The sequence below is a fragment of the Bradyrhizobium sp. USDA 4510 genome, assembly GCF_054059095.1.
Genome location: NZ_JBSSBT010000001.1, coordinates 1,866,182 through 1,886,084 on the forward strand (window position 1 = coordinate 1,866,182; position 19,903 = coordinate 1,886,084).

The 19,903-nt window shown below is 66.1% G+C and carries 13 protein-coding genes; 12 read left to right on the top strand and 1 reads right to left on the bottom strand.

Going from position 1 to position 19,903, the window contains the following annotated elements; all coding sequences use genetic code 11:
- Positions 1-81 precede the first annotated feature (81 nt).
- The 9 genes from ACVMDN_RS08310 to ACVMDN_RS08350 all read left to right on the top strand — a co-directional run bounded on the left by ACVMDN_RS08310 (position 82) and on the right by ACVMDN_RS08350 (position 14,304).
- The gene (locus tag ACVMDN_RS08310) at positions 82-1,518 is read left to right on the top strand and encodes an amidohydrolase family protein (RefSeq protein WP_168858909.1); all 1,437 of its coding nucleotides are present in this window, start codon (positions 82-84) and stop codon (positions 1,516-1,518) included.
- 173 nt (positions 1,519-1,691) lie between these two features.
- Positions 1,692-4,124, top strand: coding sequence for a CaiB/BaiF CoA transferase family protein (locus ACVMDN_RS08315; RefSeq protein ID WP_168858908.1), 2,433 nt, complete (start codon positions 1,692-1,694; stop codon positions 4,122-4,124).
- On the top strand, positions 4,124-5,200 hold the full coding sequence (locus ACVMDN_RS08320) for an ABC transporter ATP-binding protein (protein WP_168858907.1): 1,077 nt from the start codon (positions 4,124-4,126) through the stop codon (positions 5,198-5,200). The genes ACVMDN_RS08315 and ACVMDN_RS08320 overlap by 1 nt, the downstream gene beginning before the upstream one ends.
- A complete protein-coding gene (locus ACVMDN_RS08325) occupies positions 5,197-6,222 on the top strand; it encodes an ABC transporter ATP-binding protein (protein ID WP_168858906.1) in 1,026 nt (341 codons plus the stop codon). The genes ACVMDN_RS08320 and ACVMDN_RS08325 overlap by 4 nt, the downstream gene beginning before the upstream one ends.
- Positions 6,219-7,766, top strand: a complete 1,548-nt coding sequence (locus ACVMDN_RS08330; RefSeq protein ID WP_057015153.1) for an ABC transporter substrate-binding protein — start codon at positions 6,219-6,221, stop codon at positions 7,764-7,766. Before ACVMDN_RS08325 ends, ACVMDN_RS08330 begins: the two co-directional genes overlap by 4 nt.
- 3 nt (positions 7,767-7,769) lie before the next feature.
- Positions 7,770-8,726, top strand: a complete 957-nt coding sequence (locus ACVMDN_RS08335) for an ABC transporter permease (protein WP_057015154.1) — start codon at positions 7,770-7,772, stop codon at positions 8,724-8,726.
- On the top strand, positions 8,723-9,607 hold the full coding sequence (locus ACVMDN_RS08340; RefSeq protein ID WP_028343670.1) for an ABC transporter permease: 885 nt from the start codon (positions 8,723-8,725) through the stop codon (positions 9,605-9,607). The genes ACVMDN_RS08335 and ACVMDN_RS08340 overlap by 4 nt, the downstream gene beginning before the upstream one ends.
- An 82-nt stretch (positions 9,608-9,689) precedes the next feature.
- Positions 9,690-12,992 carry a carboxyl transferase domain-containing protein gene (locus ACVMDN_RS08345; RefSeq protein WP_456843633.1) on the top strand — a complete coding sequence of 1,101 codons (3,303 nt, stop codon included), beginning with the start codon at positions 9,690-9,692 and terminating at the stop codon, positions 12,990-12,992.
- 226 nt (positions 12,993-13,218) lie between these two features.
- Positions 13,219-14,304: an IS4 family transposase gene (locus ACVMDN_RS08350; RefSeq protein ID WP_253587271.1), complete on the top strand. Its 1,086-nt coding sequence runs from the start codon at positions 13,219-13,221 to the stop codon at positions 14,302-14,304.
- Between the two features lie 237 nt (positions 14,305-14,541).
- Here ACVMDN_RS08350 and ACVMDN_RS08355 read toward each other — a convergent pair whose 3' ends face one another.
- The gene (locus ACVMDN_RS08355) at positions 14,542-16,176 is read right to left on the bottom strand and encodes a flavin-containing monooxygenase (RefSeq protein ID WP_456835356.1); all 1,635 of its coding nucleotides are present in this window, start codon (positions 16,174-16,176) and stop codon (positions 14,542-14,544) included.
- A gap of 235 nt (positions 16,177-16,411) precedes the next feature.
- Between ACVMDN_RS08355 and ACVMDN_RS08360 the strand changes: the two genes are divergently transcribed.
- The 3 genes from ACVMDN_RS08360 to ACVMDN_RS08370 all read left to right on the top strand — a co-directional run bounded on the left by ACVMDN_RS08360 (position 16,412) and on the right by ACVMDN_RS08370 (position 19,823).
- Positions 16,412-17,635 (top strand): cytochrome P450, encoded by a 1,224-nt coding sequence (locus ACVMDN_RS08360; protein ID WP_456835355.1) that lies wholly within the window; start codon positions 16,412-16,414, stop codon positions 17,633-17,635.
- 118 nt (positions 17,636-17,753) lie between these two features.
- Positions 17,754-19,355 carry a GMC family oxidoreductase gene (locus tag ACVMDN_RS08365; protein ID WP_456835354.1) on the top strand — a complete coding sequence of 534 codons (1,602 nt, stop codon included), beginning with the start codon at positions 17,754-17,756 and terminating at the stop codon, positions 19,353-19,355.
- A gap of 18 nt (positions 19,356-19,373) precedes the next feature.
- Positions 19,374-19,823 (top strand): hypothetical protein, encoded by a 450-nt coding sequence (locus ACVMDN_RS08370; RefSeq protein WP_456835353.1) that lies wholly within the window; start codon positions 19,374-19,376, stop codon positions 19,821-19,823.
- Positions 19,824-19,903 lie beyond the last annotated feature (80 nt).

Sequence of the window (19,903 nt, forward strand, 5' to 3'; positions counted from 1 at the left end):
GGCATGGATTGCTTCGCGGAGCCTGTCATTCGGCGGCGCTTCGCGCCGACCGGGTGGCTCGCAATGACGGCGGAGGGACCGATGGACGTCACGGCAACCCGTCTGTTCTGCGGTTCTGACCACGACATCCGCAACGACGTCGTGCTCCGTCACGACGGCGGCGTCATCACCGATATTTCCGAAGCCGCGCGCCCGGCGACAGGCCCGCGTTCCCTTGTCCTTCCCGCCTTCGTCGACGCCCACGACCACGCCCGCCCGCGCGCCTCGAGCTTCGGCGCGGTCGGCATGCCGCTGGAGAGCTGGATCCTGCGCACGGTGGTCGGCACGCCGGTCGATCCCTATCTCACCGCGGCCTCGGCGTTTGCCCGCGCGGCGCAGGCCGGCTGCGCGGCGATGATGGTGCACTACACCCGCCCGAGCGGTACCATGCCGCTCGTCGATGAAGCCAGGGCGATCGCGCGCGCCGCCGGCGATGTCGGCATCCGCATCGCCTTTGCCATCGCGGTGCGCGACCAGAACCCGATCGTCTATGGCGACAGCGAAGCGGTGCTGTCAGGTCTTCCGGCCGATGACCGCAAGACGATCGAACAGCTGTTCGTGCGGGCCCCGATGTCGCCAAAAGCGTATATCGAGCTGACCGACGCGATCGCGGCTGCGATCGGCGGGCCGAAGGTTGATGTGCAGCTTGGGCCGGCCGGGGTGCAGTGGTGCTCGAAGCCGCTGCTGGAGGCGGTCGCGGAGAACTCGGCGCGGACCGGCCGCCGCATCCACATGCATTTGCTCGAGACCACCTACCAGCGCACCTGGGCCGACCAGCATTTTCCCGGCGGCATCGTGCGCTATCTCCGCGATATCGGCTTCCTCTCGGAGCGGCTGACGCTCGCGCATTGCATCCACGCGCGGCCCGACGAGCTCGAGATGATCGCGGCGTCGGGCGCGCGCATTGTCACCAACTTCTCCTCCAACCTGCATCTGCGCTCCGGGCTGGCACCGATCGCGGCGGCGCACGGCTGCGGCTGTGCAATCGCGGTCGGCGTCGATGGCCTCGCGCTCGATGAGGATGACGACGTGCTGCGCGAGATGCGGCTGGTGCAGATGATGCACGGTGGTCTCGGCTTCAAGCGTACATGGACTGCTCAGGAATTCTTCACGCTCGCGATCCGCAACGGCCGCCGCGCCACCGGCGCGCCGGGCACCGGCGAGCTCGCGGTCGGTGCGCCGGCCGATTTCGTCAGCATCGATCTCGACCGCCTCGAGCGTGATCAGATTCTCGATGCCGATCCGCTCGATCTGCTGTTCGCACGCGGCAATGCGTCGCTGATCTCTGAGCTTGTGGTCGATGGTCGCAGCGTCGCCAAGGCCGGCCGGTGCCTCGGTGTTGATCTCCCCGCCATTGAGCAGGAACTGCGCGGCATCACCCGCGCGAGCGCGGCCACATACGCGCATGTCTTGCGCGCATGGCCGCGATTGTCGAACTCAGTGCAACACTGGTTCGAAGCGCAGCTCACCTGCAATTAGCTGCACAATCTTCGCTTCGCGCTGAGCAGCAACTTCGGTCATACGCTCGCTAATTCCGTCAAGCGGAAGAAAATTCCACTTGCATCACACAGTCGGCGCGGCTTCAAGTTCACCCAACAAGAAGACTGAATCAGTCGCTGTCACCGGCTGGTCATGTGTCGCGAGGAAGCCTGATGGGCGCGTTATCGCATCTGCGGATTGTCGAGATCGGAAGTGCTGCGGCGACGAGCTATTGCGCGCGGCTGTTTGCCGACTTCGGCGCCGATGTGCAGAAGGTCGAGCCGCGGCACGGCGATCCGCTTCGCCGCACCGCGCCGCTGACGCCCAAGGGCCGGAGCGCGTGGTTTGCGTTCCTCAACTTCAACAAGTCGAGTGTCGTCCTCGACACGCGCGATGCGGGTGCGGCATCGCGCCTGCGGGAGCTGATTGCCGGCTGCGACATCCTGCTCGACGGGCGCGGCATCGCTGCGGCGGATTGTCCCGAGATCGATCTCGACGCGATCAGGCGGGACCATCCCGGCCTGATCCATCTCGACCTCGCCTGGTTCGGCGATCGCGGTCCCTACGCCAATTTCGCGGCGACGGACTCCACGATCCGCGCGCTGACCGGACTGGTGAAGCTGGTCGGTCCGGAGCAGGGGCCGCCGATGCATGCGCCGGATTTCCAGACCGGCATTCTGGGCGGGCTGTGGGGCTTCATCGCGGCCGCTTCGTCGGTGCTCGGCCGCATGCACGATGGGCGCGGGCGCGAAAACCATCTCAGCCTGTTCGAGGCCTCTATCGCGGTCACCGAATACATCATGTTCGAGGCATTCCAGCGCGGCGACATCATGCGGCGGATCGGCGTCAACCGGTTCTGGCCGACCTTTCCAGTCGGCATCTACGAGACCAAGCAGGGCTGGCTCGGCGTCACCACGGTGACCCCGGCGCAATGGCGCGCGTTCTGCGAGATGCTCGGGCTCAACGAGTTGCGCGACGATCCTACGCTGGTCATGGGTGTCGACCGGCTGCGCCATGTGGCCGAGATCGAAGGCAGGATATTGCCGAAGCTGAAGCAGCGCACCGCGCAGGAGTGGTTCGCCGAAGGGCTCAAGCGCAAGATTCCGATCGTGCCGGTGCCGGAGGTCGCGGATCTCATCGCCGACGAGGAGAAGCGCGCCCGCGGTGCCATCGTCCCGATCACCATCGGCGACGAGACCGGCTTTTCCGCCGGCACGATGCAGCGGCTGACCGCAACGCCGCCGCTGCGCGGGGGCCGGGTGCCTGATCTCGGCGAGCAGCAGGCGAGGCGCGAGGCTGCGCCGCGCGTGCCAGCGCCCAAGCCCGCTGCAACCGATCGCTTGCCGCTCGAGGGCATCCGCGTCGTCGACTTTTCGATGGGCTGGGCCGGGCCGATCTGCACCCGCACGCTCGCCGATCTCGGCGCCGACGTCATCAAGATCGAGGCGACCCAGTATCCGGACTGGTGGCGCGGCGTCGACCGCCGTCCGGCCTATGTGCTGGAGCAGATGTACGAGAAGTCGGTGCGCTACTGCATCATGAACCGCAACAAGCGCGGCATCACGCTCGATCTGACCCGGTCGCAGGGGCTTGAATTGGCGAAGCGCCTGCTCGCCGATGCCGACCTCGTGGTCGACAATTATTCGGTCGAGGTGCTGCCCAAGCTCGGCCTCGGCTACGACGTGCTCAGCAAGATCAATCCCAAGCTGGTGATGATGTCGATGTCGGCGTTCGGTGCCGGCAGCGTGCATCGCGACTGCCGCGCTTACGGCTCGACGCTGGAGCAGGGCTCCGGCCTGCCCAGCGTGGTCGGCGATCCCGATGGTCCGCCGGTCATGAGCCATACCGCGTTCGGCGACGCCGTCGGCGGGCTCAACGGCGCCGCCGCGGTGCTGACCGCGCTGATCCACGCCAAACTGACGGGACAGGGGCAGTTCATCGATCTCGCCCAGATCGAATGCATGATGCCGTTCGCCGCGCCCTGGATCGTCGCGCATTCGACCAGTTGCGAGCCGCCGACCAAATACGGCAACCGCCATCCCGATTTCGTGCCGCATGGCTGCTTTCGCTGCGCCGGAGAAGACAACTGGATCGTCGTCGCGGCGTCCGACGACGCGATGTGGCCGAAGCTCGCCCGGCTGCTCGGCCGCGAGGATTGGGCAGCGGACGCGGCACTCAAGACGGCCGCGGGCCGCCGCGCCATCGAGGCCGAGATCGAGGCTGCGATCACGGCTTGGACCGCGGCGCGCGATGCCGATGCGGCGATGACCGCGCTGCAATCTGCCGGCGTTGCCTCCGGCGTGGCGCGGCTGCCGATCGATCTCCTGGAGGATCCGCAGCTCCACGCGCGCGGCTTCATCCAGCATGTCGACCGCGCGTTCATCGGACGACATCCGCAGCCATCGATGCCGTTTCGCGAGAGCGATGTGCCGTTCGCGATCCGCTCGGTGCCGCCGACGCTCGGCGAGCACAACCGCGAGATCCTCGGCGGCATGCTCGGGCTTTCCGACGCCGAGCTCGATGAGCTCACCCGCGAGGGCATCATCGGCACCGAGATGCTGATGGAGGAGCAGCTGGTGAAAGAGAAGAAGCGGGCGGCGGGCTGATGGAGGCAGACCAGCCGGCACAGCGCAGGGCGGAGGGGGCGCGCGAGGTCGCGCGGCCGCTGCTGTCCGTGCGCGGGCTCGGCATCCGCTTTAAGACTGCGCAGGGCGTCTGGCAGGCGACGCGCCGCATCGACTTCGACATCGCGCCCGGCGAGCGCGTCGGCATCGTCGGCGAGAGCGGCTGCGGCAAGACCATCACCGGCCTGTCGATCCTGCGGCTGTTGCCGGGCAATTTTGCCGGCCTCGACGGCAAGATCCTGTTCGACGGCGTCGATCTCGCTTCCTGCAGCGCGCGGCAGATGCGCGCGATCCGGGGCAAGCGGATCGCGATGATCTTCCAGGAGCCGATGAGCGCGCTGGACCCGGTCTTCACCGTCGGCCACCAGATCGCCGAGACGCTGCGCGTCCACACCGATGTTTCCCATGAGGAGGCGCGCGCCAAAACGCTGGAGATGCTCCGCCGCGTCGGCATCGCCTCGCCCGAGCGGCGGATCGACGATTATCCGCACCAGCTGTCCGGCGGCATGCGCCAGCGCGTGATGATCGCGGCGAGCTTGATCTGCGGGCCGCAGCTTCTGATCGCGGACGAGCCGACCACCGCGCTCGACGTCACCGTGCAGGCGCAGATCCTCGAGCTGCTGCGCGACATCAGCGAGACCTCGAAGACCGCGCTGATGCTGATCACCCACGATCTCGGCGTCGTCGCCGAGACCTGCACGCGGATGATCACGATGTATGCCGGCGAGGTGATCGAGGACGCTACCGTCGACGAGGCGCTGGTGCGGCCGCTGCATCCCTACACGTCCGGACTGTTGCGCTCGCTGCCGCATTTGAGCCCGCGCCACGGCCGCCTGCCGTCGATCCCGGGCCGGGTGCCGTCGATCGCGGAGATGCCGAATGGCTGCCGCTTCCGGGCCCGCTGCGCGCATGCGGCCAAAGGTTGCGAGGCCGGGCAGAAGCTGCAGGATGCCGGCGGCGGCAGAAGGGTGCGTTGCTGGCGCTTTGCCGAGCTCAATCTGCCGGGCGCGCTGCATCCGCCTGGCGCGCCGGCTGCTGCGAAGGTCGCGACGCAATGACCACAGCCGGTGCCGAGCCCCGCCGCGATGCCATCGTCTCGGTGCGAGACCTTCAGGTCCGCTTCCAGACCTCGGACCGCCGCGCCACCGTGAAGGCGGTCGACGGCGTCAATTTCGACGTCCGCCGCGGCGAGACCTTCGGCATCATCGGGGAGTCCGGTTCGGGCAAGACCACGATCGGCCGCGCGCTGGTGTTCCTGCTCAATCCCAGCGCCGGCGCCATCCTGCATGACGGCATCGATCCAACGGCGCTGCCACGCCGGGAGTTTCAAAACCATCGCCGCGACTACCAGATCATCTTCCAGGACCCGAACGCCGCGCTCAATCCGCGCATGACCATTCTGGCCTCGGTGCTGGAGCCGCTGGAGCTCGCACGTGTCGGCAGCCGTGCCGAGCGCGAGCGGCAGGCGCGGGAGGCGCTGGAGCGCGTCGGCCTGCCGCAGGAGTTCGGTGCGCGCTACCCGCATCAGCTGTCCGGCGGCCAGAAGCAGCGCGTCGTGATCGCCCGCGCGCTGACGCTCAAACCCAAACTGATCGTCTGCGACGAGGTGGTGGCCGCGCTCGACATGTCGATCCGCGGCGACGTGCTCAATCTGTTTGCCGATCTGCAGCGCGACCTCGGGCTGACCTACGTCTTCATCACCCATGATCTCGCCGTGGTCTCGCATATCAGCGAGCGCGTCGCGGTGATGTATCTCGGCCAGTTCGTCGAGCTCGGGCCGACCGAGGAGGTCGCCGAGCGCCCGCTGCATCCCTACACGATCGCGCTGCTGTCAGCCGAGCCGCGGCCGCTGCCATCCACGATGCGGCAGGAGAGCCGCATCGTCCTGCAGGGCGAGGTGCCGAGCCCGATCCATCCGCCCTCGGGCTGCCGCTTCCGTACCCGCTGCCCGCACGCGCAGCCGCTCTGCACCGACCGCGTGCCGGAGTGGCGCGAGCTGAAGCCCGATCACTGGGTGGCCTGCCATTTCGCCGACCGCCTGAATTTTTCGCCGAACTCACAACCGGAGACGACGCCATGACAATGACGACACGACGCGAGGCCATGGCGCTGATCTCGGGCGCATTGGCCAGCACCACGCTCAGCGGCCGTGCGTTTGCGGAAGGCGCGCCGAAGAAGGGCGGCACCTTGCGCATCTCGGCGCCGGCCAATCCGTCGAGCCTCGATCCGGCGACCGGCGGCGCCGGCTCCGACCACGCCTTCCTGTTCACGATGTACGATACGTTGACCGAATGGGAATTCGACACGCTGAAGCCGAAGCCCGGCCTTGCCGAAAGCTGGAAGTTCACCGACCCCACCACGCTGGTGCTCAACATCCGCGCCGGCGTCACCTTCCATGACGGCACGCCGCTCGATGCGGAAGCGGTCAAGTTCAATCTCGAGCGCAACCGCAGCGATGCGAAGTCGAACATCAAGGCCGACCTGCTCTCCGTCGCCGCGGTCGAGGTCACTGGCCCGCAGCAGGTGACGTTGAAGCTGAAGACACCCGATACCGCGCTGCCCGGGATTCTCTCCGACCGCGCGGGCATGATGGTGTCGCCGACGGCGCTGAAGGCGGCCGAGGGCGGCGTCGTGACGCGCAAGCCGGTCGGCGCCGGCGCCTATTCGTTCGTCAGCTGGGCCGACGGCGAGAAGATCGTGGTCAAGCGCAACGAGAAATACTGGAAGCCGGAGCGGCCGCTTCCTGACGCCATCGAGATCTCGATCATTCCCGAGCTCACCACCGGCGCCCGCTCGGTCACCGCCGGGCAGAACGATCTGATCTACCAGCTGCCGCCGCGGCAGAAGGTGATCATCGAGCGCGCCTCGAGCGTCAAGGTGGTGCATGGCCCGACGCTGTACGTGCTTCAGATCTTCCTCAACTGGGCCAAGCCGCCGTTCGACAATCTCAAGGTCCGTCAGGCGCTCAACTTCGCGATCGATCGCGAGTCCTTCGTCAAGGCCGCGCTCGCAGGTCTTGCGGAGCCCGCCTACATGAACCTGCCGAAGGCGCATTGGGCATACGACGCGGAGGTCGCAAAACTCTATCCTTATGATCCCGACCGAGCGCGCAAGCTGCTCGCCGAGGCCGGCTTCAAGGAGGGTACCCAGATCGAGCTCGGCGGCTATCCGGACCAGGATTCGGTGCAGCGTCAGGAGATCCTGATCGAGCAATTGCGCAAGGCCGGCATCGGCGTGCGCTTCGTCAACGCCCCGATCGCGGAAGCTTCCGCGGCCTTCTTCGGTCCGGAGAAGAAGGGGGCAGGGCTGCTCTCGGCCTGGACCGGCCGGCCCGACCCGAGCCTGACCTATTCGCTGATGTTCACCAAGGACGCCTATTACAATGGCGGCCGCGCGCCGGTGCCGGCCGAGCTCGAGGCCGCGATCAAGGAATCGCGCGCCTCGGAGGACATCGACACCAGGCGCAAGGCGTTTTCCACCGTGCAGCGGCTGGTGATGGAGAACGCCTTTGTCGCGCCGCTGGCGTTCCAGTTCGAGCTGGTCGCCATGAACAAGAAGGTGCAGGGCTATCGGCCGAACCTGCTTGGCAAGCCGAAATACGACGACGTTTGGCTCGGGAGTTAGGCGATGGCGCGGCGGTCACCGGTCAAGGTCGTCGGCAGCCGCCTCGTGCAGGCGCTGCCCGTGATCCTGCTCGCGACCTTCATGGTGTTCGCGCTGCTCAAGCTGGTGCCCGGCGACATCGCCGTGACGCTGGCGGGCGACAACGCGACCGACGCGCGGATCACCGAGATCAGGAAGATCTACGGCCTCGACCGCCCGTTCCTGGTGCAATACGGCGCCTGGCTCGGCAATGTCGCGCAAGGCGATCTCTCGCAATCGCTATTGACCGGCGAGAAGGTCGCGGACTCGATCGGGCGCGCGTTTCCGAACACGCTGCTGATCGTCGTGATCGCGCTGGCGCTGGCGCTGGTCACCGGCATCCCGATGGGCGTGATGGCCGCGATCAAGCCGAACGGCTGGATCGACAAGCTGATCAGCATGCTGGCGTCGCTCGGCGTCGCGGTGCCCGGCTTCTGGCTCGCGATGATCCTGGTGGCGGAATTCTCGCTGAAGCTGAACTGGCTGCCGGCGACCGGCGCAAAATCCTTCAGCGCCTCGCCGGTCGATGCGATCAGGCATGCGCTGCTGCCTGGCATCGCGATCGCGGCCTACGGTATGGCCGAGGTCGCGCGCCAGCTGCGCGGGGCGCTGCTGGAGGTGCTGTCGTCGCAATATGTCCGCACGCTGCATGCCAAGGGGCTGTCGATGTCCCGCATCCTCTGGCAGCACGGCCTGAAGAATGTCGGCGTCAATCTGCTCACCATCATCAGCCTTTTGGTCAACCGCATGCTGGCGGCGACCGTGGTGATCGAGGCGGTGTTCGCCATTCCCGGCCTGGGCAGCCTGATCGTGCGCGGCGCGATCCAGCGCGATTTCCCGATCGTGCAAGGCGTCGTCTTCACCATGGTGGTGGTTGTGATCGCGGTGAACCTGATCACCGATTTGCTCTGCGCCGCGGTCGATCCGAGGATCGAGCAATGACCGAGGTGGCGCTTGCACCCCTGAAGGCACCGGCGCGGCCGACGCGGCTGCGGCGATTCGCGCGCTGGCTCGCCGGCGACCTCCGCGCCGCGCTGTCGATCCTGGTGCTCGTGGTGCTCGTCGTCGTCGCGATCGGCGCGCCCTGGATCGCGCCCTATGCGCCGACCGCGCAGGACGTCAACAACATGCTGGCGCCGCCGGGGCCGGCCCATCTGCTCGGCACCGACGACCTCGGCCGCGACATCTTCTCGCGTTTGATCTACGGCGCGCCGGCCACCGTCTACGCCAGCCTGCTTGCGGTCGGCGTTGCGGTCCTGATCGGGCTGCCGGTCGGCCTCATCGCCGGCTATTTCGGCGGCTGGATCGACGACATCATCAGCCGCATCATCGACACCTTCCTGTCGTTCCCCGCCATCGTGCTGGCGATCGCGGTCACCGGCGCGCTCGGCATCGGGCTGACCAACGGCATGATCGCGGTCGGCATCACGATGTTTCCGGCGCTGGCGCGCATCGTCCGCGCCCGCACGCTGATCGTGCGGCAGGAGCTCTATGTCGATGCCTCCAGAGGCTTCGGCGCGCCGACATGGCATGTGCTGTGGCGGCACGTGCTGCCGAACACGCTGCAGCCGGTCATCGTGCAAGTGACGCTCTTGCTCGCCGCTGCCCTCTTGGCCGAAGCCAGCCTGTCGTTCCTCGGCCTCGGCATCCAGCCGCCGGACCCGAGCTGGGGCGCCATGCTGGCGCGCGCCTATCAATACATGGAAATCGCCCCGGAGCAGATGTATGCGCCGGGTCTTGCCATTCTCGTCGTCTCCCTGGCGTTCAATGCGCTCGGGGAATCCTTGCGTGTCGTGCTCGATCCGACCATGAAGGATCGCTGACTGTGAGACGTCGGCCGGTCACGCACGATTTCTTCACCTCTCCCCGCAGGCGGGGCGAGGTAGCAAACTTACGGAACCGATCATGTCCTTCAAGAAATTGCTGATTGCCAACCGCGGTGAGATCGCGATCCGGATTGCCCGCGCCGCTGCCGACAGCGGCATCGCGACCGTCGCGATCTATCCCGCCGACGATGCCGCCTCGCTGCATGTCCGATCCGCCGACGAGGCGCGCGAGATCCCCGGCCGCGGCGCGCGAGCCTATCTCGACATCGAGGCGGTGGTTGCGGCGGCCAAGGCCGCGGGCTGCGACGCGTTGCATCCAGGCTACGGCTTCCTCAGCGAGAACACCCAATTGGCGCGGCGCTGTGCCGAGGAGAAGATCACCTTCGTCGGCCCGTCGCCAGAGGCGCTCGATCTGTTCGGCGACAAGGCCAAGGCAAAGGCGCTGGCGAAAAAATGCGGCGTCCCGATCATTGCCGGCACATCAGGCGCGACCAGTCTCGACGAGGCAAAGGCGTTCTTCGCCGCGCTCGGCGCCGGCGCCGCCGTGATGATCAAGGCGATCGCCGGCGGCGGTGGGCGCGGCATGCGGGTGGTCGAGGATGCCGCCAAGCTCGACGAGGCCTATGCGCGCTGCCAGTCGGAGGCCAAGGCGGCGTTCGGCAACGATGCGGTTTATGTCGAACGGCTGATCCGCAAGGCGCGCCATATCGAGGTGCAGATCATCGGCGACCGTCACGGCGTCATCAGCCATCTCTGGGAGCGCGAATGCACCATCCAGCGCCGCAACCAGAAGCTCATCGAGGTGGCGCCGAGCCCGTCGCTGAGCGAGGGAATGCGCGCGCGCATCATCGAGGCGGCGAAGCAGCTTGCCACGGCTGCGCGCTACGACAATCTCGGCACCTTCGAATTCCTGGTCGATGACGAAGCCGGCGAAGGCGAGGGTGCCTTCGCCTTCATCGAGGCCAACCCACGGCTCCAGGTCGAGCACACCGTCACCGAGGAGGTGCTCGACGTCGACCTCGTGCGCGCGCAGCTCGCGGTCGCGGCCGGCGCCACGCTGGCCTCGCTCGGCCTCGCGCAATCAGCGGTACCGCTGCCGCGCGGCTACGCCATGCAGCTCCGCGTCAACATGGAGGTGATGGACGAGAAGGGCATCACGAAACCGACCGGCGGCACGCTCGCCGTTTTCGACCTGCCGTCCGGCCCCGGCGTTCGCGTCGATACGTTCGGCTATTCCGGCTACCGGACCTCTGCCGCGTTCGATTCGCTGCTGGCAAAAGTCATCGTCCATTCGCCGAGTCCAAAATGGACCGACGTGGTGCACAAGGCATCGCGCGCCTTGCGTGAATTCCGGATCGGCGGCGTCGCCACCAACATCCCGTTCCTCGGCGCCATCCTGGCGCATCAGAGTTTTGGGCGGAACAAGATCAGCACCAACTTCATCGATACCCATGTTGCGGCGCTGGTCGGCGCGGCGCAGGATCTCGCCGCACCATTGATCGAAGTGAGCGAGGCGGCTGCGACCAAGGCCGTTGCTGTCGAAGCCGCCCCCGAGGGATCGCTCCCGGTGCCCGCGCCGCTGCAGGGCACGATCGTGGCGATCGAGGTCGCGGAGGGCGATCTGGTTCGGCCCGGCCAGCAGATCGCGGTGCTGGAATCGATGAAGATGGAGCATCTGGTCACGGCGCCGCATGGCGGCCGGGTGACCAGGATCGCGGGCGGCATCGGCGTCACCCTGATGCATGGCGAGCCGATCCTGTTCCTCGAGCCTGCCGAGGTCGACGGCCATCACGCGGCGGAGGAGGCCGCGATCGATCTCGATCACATCCGGCCTGATCTCGCCGAGCTGATCGCGCGCAAGGCGATCACGCTGGACGAGAACCGCCCGGCCTCGGTCGAGCGCCGCCGGAAGACCAACCAGCGCACCGCGCGCGAGAACATCGCGCAGCTGGTCGATGAGGGCTCGTTCGTCGAATTCGGGTCGCTGGCGATCGCGGCGCAGCGCCGCCGCCGCAAGGTCGAGGATCTCATCAAGAACACGCCGGCCGACGGCCTGATATCAGGCGTCGCCACCGTCAACGCCAAGGATTTCGGCGCCGACGGCGCGCGCTGCATGGTGATCTCGTACGACTACACCGTGCTCGCCGGCACCCAGGGCCATATGAACCACAAGAAGATCGACCGCATGCTCGGCCTCGCCGAGCAGTGGCGCATGCCGCTGGTGTTCTACGCCGAGGGCGGCGGCGGTCGTCCCGGCGATACCGACCGGCTTGGCATGACCGGCCTCGACGGCCCGTCCTTCGTGCAGTTCGCAAAACTCTCCGGACTGGTGCCCATGGTTGGCGTGGTCTCCGGCTATTGCTTCGCCGGCAATGCCGCGATGCTCGGCGTCTGCGATGTCATCATCGCCACCAAAAATGCGTCGATCGGCATGGGCGGTCCGGCGATGATCGAGGGCGGCGGGCTCGGCGTCTACCATCCGGCCGAGGTCGGCCCGGTCTCGTTCCAGTCGCCGAACGGCGTGATCGACATCCTGGTCGAGGACGAGGCCGAGGCGACCACGGTGGCACAGAAATATCTGTCCTACTTCCAGGGCGCGGTGCAGGACTGGAAGGCGCCGGACCAGCGGCTGCTGCGCCGTGCGATCCCGGAAAATCGCCTGCGCGTCTACGACATCCGCAGCGTGATCGACCTGATCGCCGACGAGGGCTCGGTGCTGGAGATCCGCAGGGATTTCGGCGTCGGCATGATCACGGCCTTCATCCGCATCGAGGGCAAGCCGTTCGGCCTGATCGCCAACAATCCGAAGCATCTCGGCGGCGCGATCGATGCGCCGGCCGGCGACAAGGCCGCGCGCTTCATGCAGCTGTGCGACGCCTTCGACATCCCGATCGTCTCGCTCTGCGACACGCCGGGCTTCATGGTCGGCCCCGAGGCCGAGAAGACCGCGATCGTGCGCCATGTCGCGCGGATGTTCGTCACCGGCGCCAGCATCACGGTGCCGCTGTTCGGCGTCGTGCTGCGCAAGGGCTATGGCTTAGGGGCGCAATCGATGATCGGCGGCGGCTTCCACGCCTCGTTCTTCACGGTGGCGTGGCCGACCGGCGAGTTCGGCGGCATGGGTCTCGAAGGCTATGTCCGCCTCGGCTTCCGCAAGGAGATGGAGGCGATCGAGGACCCGGTCGAGCGCGAGAAGTATTTCCAGACCAAGGTCGCCGAGCTCTACGCCAACGGCAAGGCGGTCTCGATCGCCTCGGTGCTCGAAATCGACGAGGTGATCGATCCCGCCGACACAAGGCACTGGATCATGGCCGGCCTGCGCTCGGTGCCGAAGCCGGAGCCGCGGACCCACCGCAAGCGGCCGTGCATCGATGCGTGGTAGGGTGGCGTAGGGCGAGTTAGATCGTGCATCAAACTCGGTGTCGTCCCGGCGAAGGCCGGGACCCATAACCACCGATGGTCATTGTTGCACGGTGCTGGGGCCATAGCCTCCTTCAACAACCCAACCCTGTGGTTATGGGTCCCGGCTTTCGCCCATAGGCGCTAAAATAGGATTTGCGCCTTGGATTCGTTTGTGATTCCAAGATGGAATGGCACACGAATCGCTTGTGAACAAAGATTGGGCGCGCGTTGTCGCCCGACTTGGCGGAGCCGAGGCTCTGAACATTAGCGCGCGCAAGACGAAGGCGTTTGTCCGTCCGCGGGAGATCAGCAATGCGGTCGACTTGCTGCGCCTGATCTTGGCTTATTGCCTTGGTGAGAAAGGGCTGCGGTTGACGGCGGCATGGGCCACGTCGGTTGGGCTTGTCGATATCTCCAACGTGGCTCTGTTGTATCGCTTACGTCAGTGCGGAGATTGGCTGGCAATCTTGGTCGAGCAGGCGCTTGCCGACGCGGCGCCGAAGGCGATCCGCGGTCGTCTGATCCGTATTGTTGACGCCACGACGGTCCCCAAGGCTGGGACGAGCGGCAGGAACAAGAACGCAGTGTGGCGTATCCATAGCGCGTTCGATCTTCCGCAGGAGCGCTTTGGTCACTTCGAACTGACCGATCAGCGAGCGGGCGAGACGCTGGATCGGATACCGGCGGTTGCCGGTGAGATCCGTCTTGCCGATCGCGCCTATCTGCAACCGGAGCGCATGGCGCATCTCGTCGATGCCGATGCAGACTTCGTGATCCGGGCCGGCTGGAAGAGCGCGCGCTGGCTCGATGCCGAAGGTAATCTTGTTGACCTCACTGCCGAACTGCGCAACGCCTCGGCGCGTGGCCTGATCGATCGGCCGATTTGGATAAAGCGCAAGTCAGGTGCGCCGCCGCTCGCAGTGCGTCTGGTTGCCGCGAAGAAGCCGGCGCAAGCTGCTGCGGCTGCGCGACGCAAGGCGCGCCGGACTGCACAAAAGGGAGGTCATCAGCTCTCCAGGCAAACACTTGACGCCGCAGATTGGGTGATCCTGGTGACCTCACTCAGGCCAGAGGACTTCACGACTGCAGATATCCTCGCCCTCTATCGGCTGCGATGGCGCATTGAGCTCGGCTTCAAGCGGCTGAAAAGCCTGATTGGCCTGAAGGGACCTCCCGGAACCGACGAGCGGTCCGCCAGACCCCATATCCTCGCTCATCTGCTGATCATTCTATTGCTCGAGCCGCTCGTCGACGAACTCGAAGACTCTCCCCGCTTGGCCGACGCCGCCTGACCCACCCAGTGACGTGGCGTCTGCTGCGCCAGCTCGTCGCTTCGCTACGGCAAGCGATCATTCCACAGCCCGCAATCGCTCTACTCTGCAGAGCCAGTCACGCTCTCCGGCGACATCTACGCGAGCCACCCAGACATAAGCGCCACTATCAGACTATGATCAAACTATCTTAGCGCCTATGGGCTTTCGCCGGGACGACGGCGGCGGGTGGGCGGGCGTCTCGCGTCATTGAGAGAGTTACCCCAACCGCAACTCCGCATACCCCTTCGCCGCCACCTCGTCGCATCGCGCGCGATATGCCGGGGCGCTGCCGCTGTAGCGGGCGACGATGCGGGTTTGCTTGCCCTCGACGTTGCGGTTGATGCCGGTCATCCAGGAATCGACCTCGTTGGACAGCAGGCCGACGCCGAGCGCCTTGACATGCTCGGTCCAGTCGGCGGTGCCTTCAGGCGTGGCGTCGAGGAAGGTCAGGTCTCTCTCCTGCGCAAAGCGGATCAGCCCGGTGACCCAATCCACGCTGTATTCAATGCTGCGCGGGATGTTGCCGAGCGCGGTGTGCGGGCCCATCAGCATCATCATGTTGGGGAAGCCGTCGACCATCAGCCCGAGATAGGTTTCCGGGCCGTGCGTCCATTTCTCCTTCAGCCGCGTACCGTGCGCGCCGCGGAAATCGATCTTGTCGAAGCTGCCGGTGATGGCATCGAAGCCGGTGGCGTAGATGATGATGTCGAAGGCGTAGTCCTTGTCGGTCGTCCGGATGCCCTCGGGCGTGATCCGCTCGATCGGCGTCTCCTTGATATCGACCAGCTCGACATTGTCGCGGTTGTAGACCTCGTAATAGAAGGTCTCGAGCGGCAGCCGCCGCGTGCCGAAGCCGTGGTTCTTCGGGATCAGCATCTCGGCGACCGCCTGGTTCTTCACGCGCTGACGGATCTTGCGCGCGACGAAATCGCTGATCGTCGCATTCGCCGCGCGGTCGATCAGGATATCCTTGAAGTTGCCTTGCCAGATGCCAAACCCGCGCTCGCCATAGAGCTTCTCGTAGAACGCCTCGCGCTCCGCCTCGCTCACCTCGAACGCGCCGCGCGGATCGGGCGTATGCACGAAGCAGGCGAAGGTCTCCTTGCAGCGCGCGAAGATCTCGGGATAGCCGGCCTTGATCCTGACTTGCGTCTCGGCGTCGATCTTGCCGTTGTGCAGCGGCGCCGCCCAGTTGGCGGTGCGCTGGAACACGGTGAGATGCCCGACCTCGCCGGCGATGGTCTGGATGGTCTGGATGCCGGTCGCGCCGGTGCCGATCACGGCGACGCGCTTGCCGGTGAAATCCACCTTCTCCTTCGGCCAGCGCGCGGTGTGGAACGATTGGCCCCTGAAATCGTCGCGGCCCTCGATGCGCGGCAGGGTCGGCGTCGACAACGGGCCGATCGCGGTGATCAGGAAGCGGCAGGAGTGCTGCGCGCCACTTTCGAGTGTGACCCGCCAGCTTCGCGTGTCGTCCTGGTAGATCGCGGACGCGACGCGGCTCTCGAACTGGATGTCGCGGCGCAGGTCGAACTTGTCGGCGACATAGTTGCAGTAGCGCAAGGTCTCGGGCTGGCCGGCGAAATGCTCCGACCACTCCCATTCCTCGAGCAGCTCCTTCGAGAACGAGTAGCCGTAGGAATAGCTCTCGGAATCGAAACGTGCGCCGGGATAGCGGTTCCAGTACCAGGTGCCGCCGACGCCGGTGCCGGCCTCGAACACGCGTGTCTTGAGGCCGAGCTCACGCAGCCGGTAGAGCTGGTACATGCCGGACAGGCCGGCCCCGATGATGATGACGTCGTAGTCCAGTGCAGCCGTCTGGGCGGTGTTGTCCTGGCGCGATGCGGCCACCTTGCGTTGCTCCCTGATGGATTGATTGCCGGCAAGGCTAGCCGGACTCACGGCTGCCGACAAATCTTGGAAAACGAGGGCTGCTATCGCGATTTGCCGGGTTCGCCGCGCCCGCGACATTCCGTGTCGCGAACTGTGCGCCCCGCATCTTTACTCCGCCGCGGGATTCCCTCTATCGTCGTTGCGACACAACGATCGCCCGCCAAGCGGCGACGGAACCAGCGGGAGTGAAGCGATGGGAGAGGCGCTGCGCAGGCCGACGTCGACAGACGTCAGCAATCCCGGGCTTTATCAGGACGACACCTGGCGGCCGCTGTTCGCGCAGCTCCGCCGCGACGACCCCGTGCATTATTGCGAGGCGTCGGCCTACGGCCCGTACTGGTCGGTGACGCGCTACGACGACATCTTCGCGGTCGAGCTGGATCACCAGAACTATTCCTCCGCGTCCGAGCTTGGCGGTATCCAGGTCGCGGACCAGCCCAAAGGGCAGGAGCGGCCGAGCTTCATCCGCATGGATCCGCCCGGCCACACCGCGCAGCGCCGCACGGTGGCGCCGATCGTGGCGCCGTCGAACCTTGCCAATTTCGACGCCCTGATCCGCAAGCGCACCGCAGCCGTGCTCGATGCGCTGCCGCGCAACGAGACCTTCGACTGGGCCGAGCGGGTCTCGGTCGAGCTCACCAACATGATGCTGGCGACGCTGTTCGATTTCCCCTTTGAAGATCGCGCCAAGCTGACCTGGTGGTCGGATGTTGCGATAGCCAACGTCGAATCCCCCGACGCGGTGGTGCATTCGGAGGTCGAACGCACCGCCGAGCTGGTCAAGATGGGAGAATATTTCCGCAAGCTGTGGGACGCGCGGGTCGATGCGCCGCCGACCTTCGATCTGATCTCGATGCTGGCGCATTCGGACGCGACGCGGAATCTGGCGCCGCACGAGTTCATCGGCACGATCGGGCTGTTGATCGTCGGCGGCAACGATACCACGCGCAACTCGATGTCGGCCGGGCTGATGGCGCTGTGCGAGAATCCGGAGCAGTTCGAGCTGGTCCGCGCCAGGCGCGAGCTGATTCCGAATCTGGTGTCCGAGACCATCCGCTACCACACGCCGGTGCTGCACATGCGCCGCACCGCGCGCTACGATGTCGAGCTCGCCGGCCGGAGGATCCGGAAAGGCGACAAGGTGGTGATGTGGTACATCTCCGGCAACCGCGACGAAGACAAGATCGAGCGGGCCGACGAATTCATCATCGACCGCGCCAAGCCACGCCAGCACCTCGCCTTCGGCGCCGGCGTCCACCGCTGCGTCGGCGATCGCCTCGCCGAGCAGCAATTGCGCATCCTCTGGGAGGAGGTCCTGGCGCGCGATCTGCGTTTTGAGCTGATGGGCCCGCCGCAAAGGCTCTATTCCAATTTCATCCGCGGTATACGAAGCTTGCCGGTGAGAATCGTCGATTGAAGTTGTGGGGTTGTCATTCCGGGGCGATGCAGAGCATCGAACCCGGAATCTCGAGATTCCGGGTCTGGTCCTTCGGACCATCCCGGAATGACGGGGTCATAAAGATCAAGGAACAAGAATGAAGAACGATCCCGTTGACGTCCTGATCATCGGCGCTGGCGCCTCCGGCGCTGCGGTGGCCTGGAGCCTCGCCGATACCAGGATGCACATCCTCTGCCTCGATCAGGGCGGCTGGATGAATCCGGCCGAATATCCGAGCACAGGGCGCGACTGGGAGGCGAAATTCTACGGCGAGTGGTCGTCCAGCCCGAACGTCCGCAAGCGGCCCGAGGACTATCCTATTAACGACGACAATTCGCCGATCAAGGTCGTCAACTTCAACGGCGTCGGCGGCTCGACCGTGATGTACACCGCGCACTGGCCGCGGCTGCATCCGTCCGATTTCAAGGTGAAGACGCTCGATGGTGTCGCCGACGACTGGCCGATCGATTATGACGCGCTCACGCCGTTCTTCGAGGAGAACGATCGCATGATGGGCACGTCGGGCCTGTCGGGCGATCCGCTGTCGCCGCTGAGCCATCCGCCGATGCGGCAGCAGCCGCTCGGGCTGTCAGGCCCCTTAATCGGCAAGGCCATGAACAAGCTTGGCTGGCACTGGTGGCCGTCGGACACGACAGTGGCGACGATGGATTACGAGGGCAGGGCGCGCTGCATCAATCTCGGCCACTGCACGCCGGCCTGCGCGCAGGGCGCCAAGGCCTCGACCGACATCACCTACTGGCCGCACGCGGTCCGCGCCGGGGTCGAGCTCAAGACCCACTGCCGGGTGCGCGAGATCCTGACCAACGAGCACGGCATGGCCTCCGGGGTCGTCTATTACGACAAGGACGGCGTCGAGCAGTTTCAACCGGCCGAGGTCGTCATCATTGCCTGCAACGGCGTCGGCACGCCGCGGCTGCTGCTGAATTCGGCGTCAGGCAAATTCCCCAATGGCCTCGCCAACTCGTCGGGCCTGGTCGGCAAGAACCTGATGTTCCATCCCTATGCGCAGATCTACGGCTTCGTGAAGGAGCCGACCGACAGCAACCGCGCGCCGCCGACCTGCCTGTGGAGCAAGGAGTTCTACGACACCGATCTGTCGCGCGGCTTCGTCCGCGGCTACGGCATCCAGTTCGGCCGCGGCGCCGGGCCGGTGTTCGAGGCGGTCGCGAGCGAGCAGAAGGGCATCCTGCCCTGGGGCAAGGATCATCACCGCGTGTTCCGCAAGCTCAACGGCCATCGTCTCGCGGTATCGGCGATCTGCGAGGATCTGCCGGAGGAGCACAACCGCGTCACGCTCGATCCCGTGCTGAAGGACAGCCACGGCATTCCCGCGCCGAAGATCGACTACACGATCAGCGCGAACAGCCGGAAGATGATGGATCACGGGCTGGCGCGCGGCCGGGAGATCCTCGAGGCCGCCGGCGCCACCGACATCTGCATCAATGATCCGATCCCGTGGGGCGGCTGGCATCTGCTCGGCACCGCGCGGATGGGCACCGATCCGACGCGCTCCGTGGTCAACGAATGGGGCCGCTCGCACGACGTGAAGAACCTGTTCATCGTCGACGGCAGCATCTTCGTCACCTCGGGCGGCGTGAACCCGACCTCCACCATCCAGGCCCTTGCGCTCTACATCGCCGACCAGATGAAGCAGCGTCTCGCCAATCTGTTCGACTGAGGCTGCCAGAGAACCGACATGTCCGATGCAAAACAACTGACCGCAGCCCAGCGCGCCGATCTGCGCACCGTCGCCGCCATGATCGTCCCCGAAAGTGACGAGTACAAGGTGCCGGGGGCGGACGATGCCACGATCCAGGCCGACATGCTCGCCACGCTCGGCCGCGATACCGCGCTGGTTGCGCAGGCGCTGGATCATCTGGCGCAACTCGCCCGCAAGCCGCTTGCCGAGCTCGACGATGCCGAGCGCGACGCGGTGGCGCAGGAGTTTCGCAAGCTTGGCGGCGCCGCCGCGGCGACGCTCGTTCGCGTGGTGCTGCAATGCTACTACCGCGACGACCGCGTGTTGCGCTCGCTCGGCCTCGAGCTGCGTGCGCCGTTCCCGAAGGGCCATGTGCTGCCGGACGGCGACTGGTCGCTGCTCGATCCGGTCAAAGCGCGCGGCGGCACGCTGCGGCGGGCGACCTAGCGTTGTGTCCGTGACTTGACAGTCCATTCCGTCATTCCGGGGCGCGACGAAGTCGCGAACCTCAGATGCGCAATCGCGCA

Bases quoted from the DNA above. Each gene is read 5' to 3' on its own strand.
- ACVMDN_RS08330 (WP_057015153.1), top strand. From the start codon at position 6,219: ATGACAATGACGACACGACGCGAGGCCATGGCGCTGATCTCGGGCGCA.
- ACVMDN_RS08335 (WP_057015154.1), top strand. From the start codon at position 7,770: ATGGCGCGGCGGTCACCGGTCAAGGTCGTCGGCAGCCGCCTCGTGCAG.
- ACVMDN_RS08365 (WP_456835354.1), top strand. From the start codon at position 17,754: ATGAAGAACGATCCCGTTGACGTCCTGATCATCGGCGCTGGCGCCTCC.
- ACVMDN_RS08370 (WP_456835353.1), top strand. From the start codon at position 19,374: ATGTCCGATGCAAAACAACTGACCGCAGCCCAGCGCGCCGATCTGCGC.
- ACVMDN_RS08340 (WP_028343670.1), top strand. From the start codon at position 8,723: ATGACCGAGGTGGCGCTTGCACCCCTGAAGGCACCGGCGCGGCCGACG.
- ACVMDN_RS08325 (WP_168858906.1), top strand. From the start codon at position 5,197: ATGACCACAGCCGGTGCCGAGCCCCGCCGCGATGCCATCGTCTCGGTG.
- ACVMDN_RS08360 (WP_456835355.1), top strand. From the start codon at position 16,412: ATGGGAGAGGCGCTGCGCAGGCCGACGTCGACAGACGTCAGCAATCCC.
- ACVMDN_RS08320 (WP_168858907.1), top strand. From the start codon at position 4,124: ATGGAGGCAGACCAGCCGGCACAGCGCAGGGCGGAGGGGGCGCGCGAG.
- ACVMDN_RS08345 (WP_456843633.1), top strand. From the start codon at position 9,690: ATGTCCTTCAAGAAATTGCTGATTGCCAACCGCGGTGAGATCGCGATC.
- ACVMDN_RS08310 (WP_168858909.1), top strand. From the start codon at position 82: ATGGACGTCACGGCAACCCGTCTGTTCTGCGGTTCTGACCACGACATC.
- ACVMDN_RS08315 (WP_168858908.1), top strand. From the start codon at position 1,692: ATGGGCGCGTTATCGCATCTGCGGATTGTCGAGATCGGAAGTGCTGCG.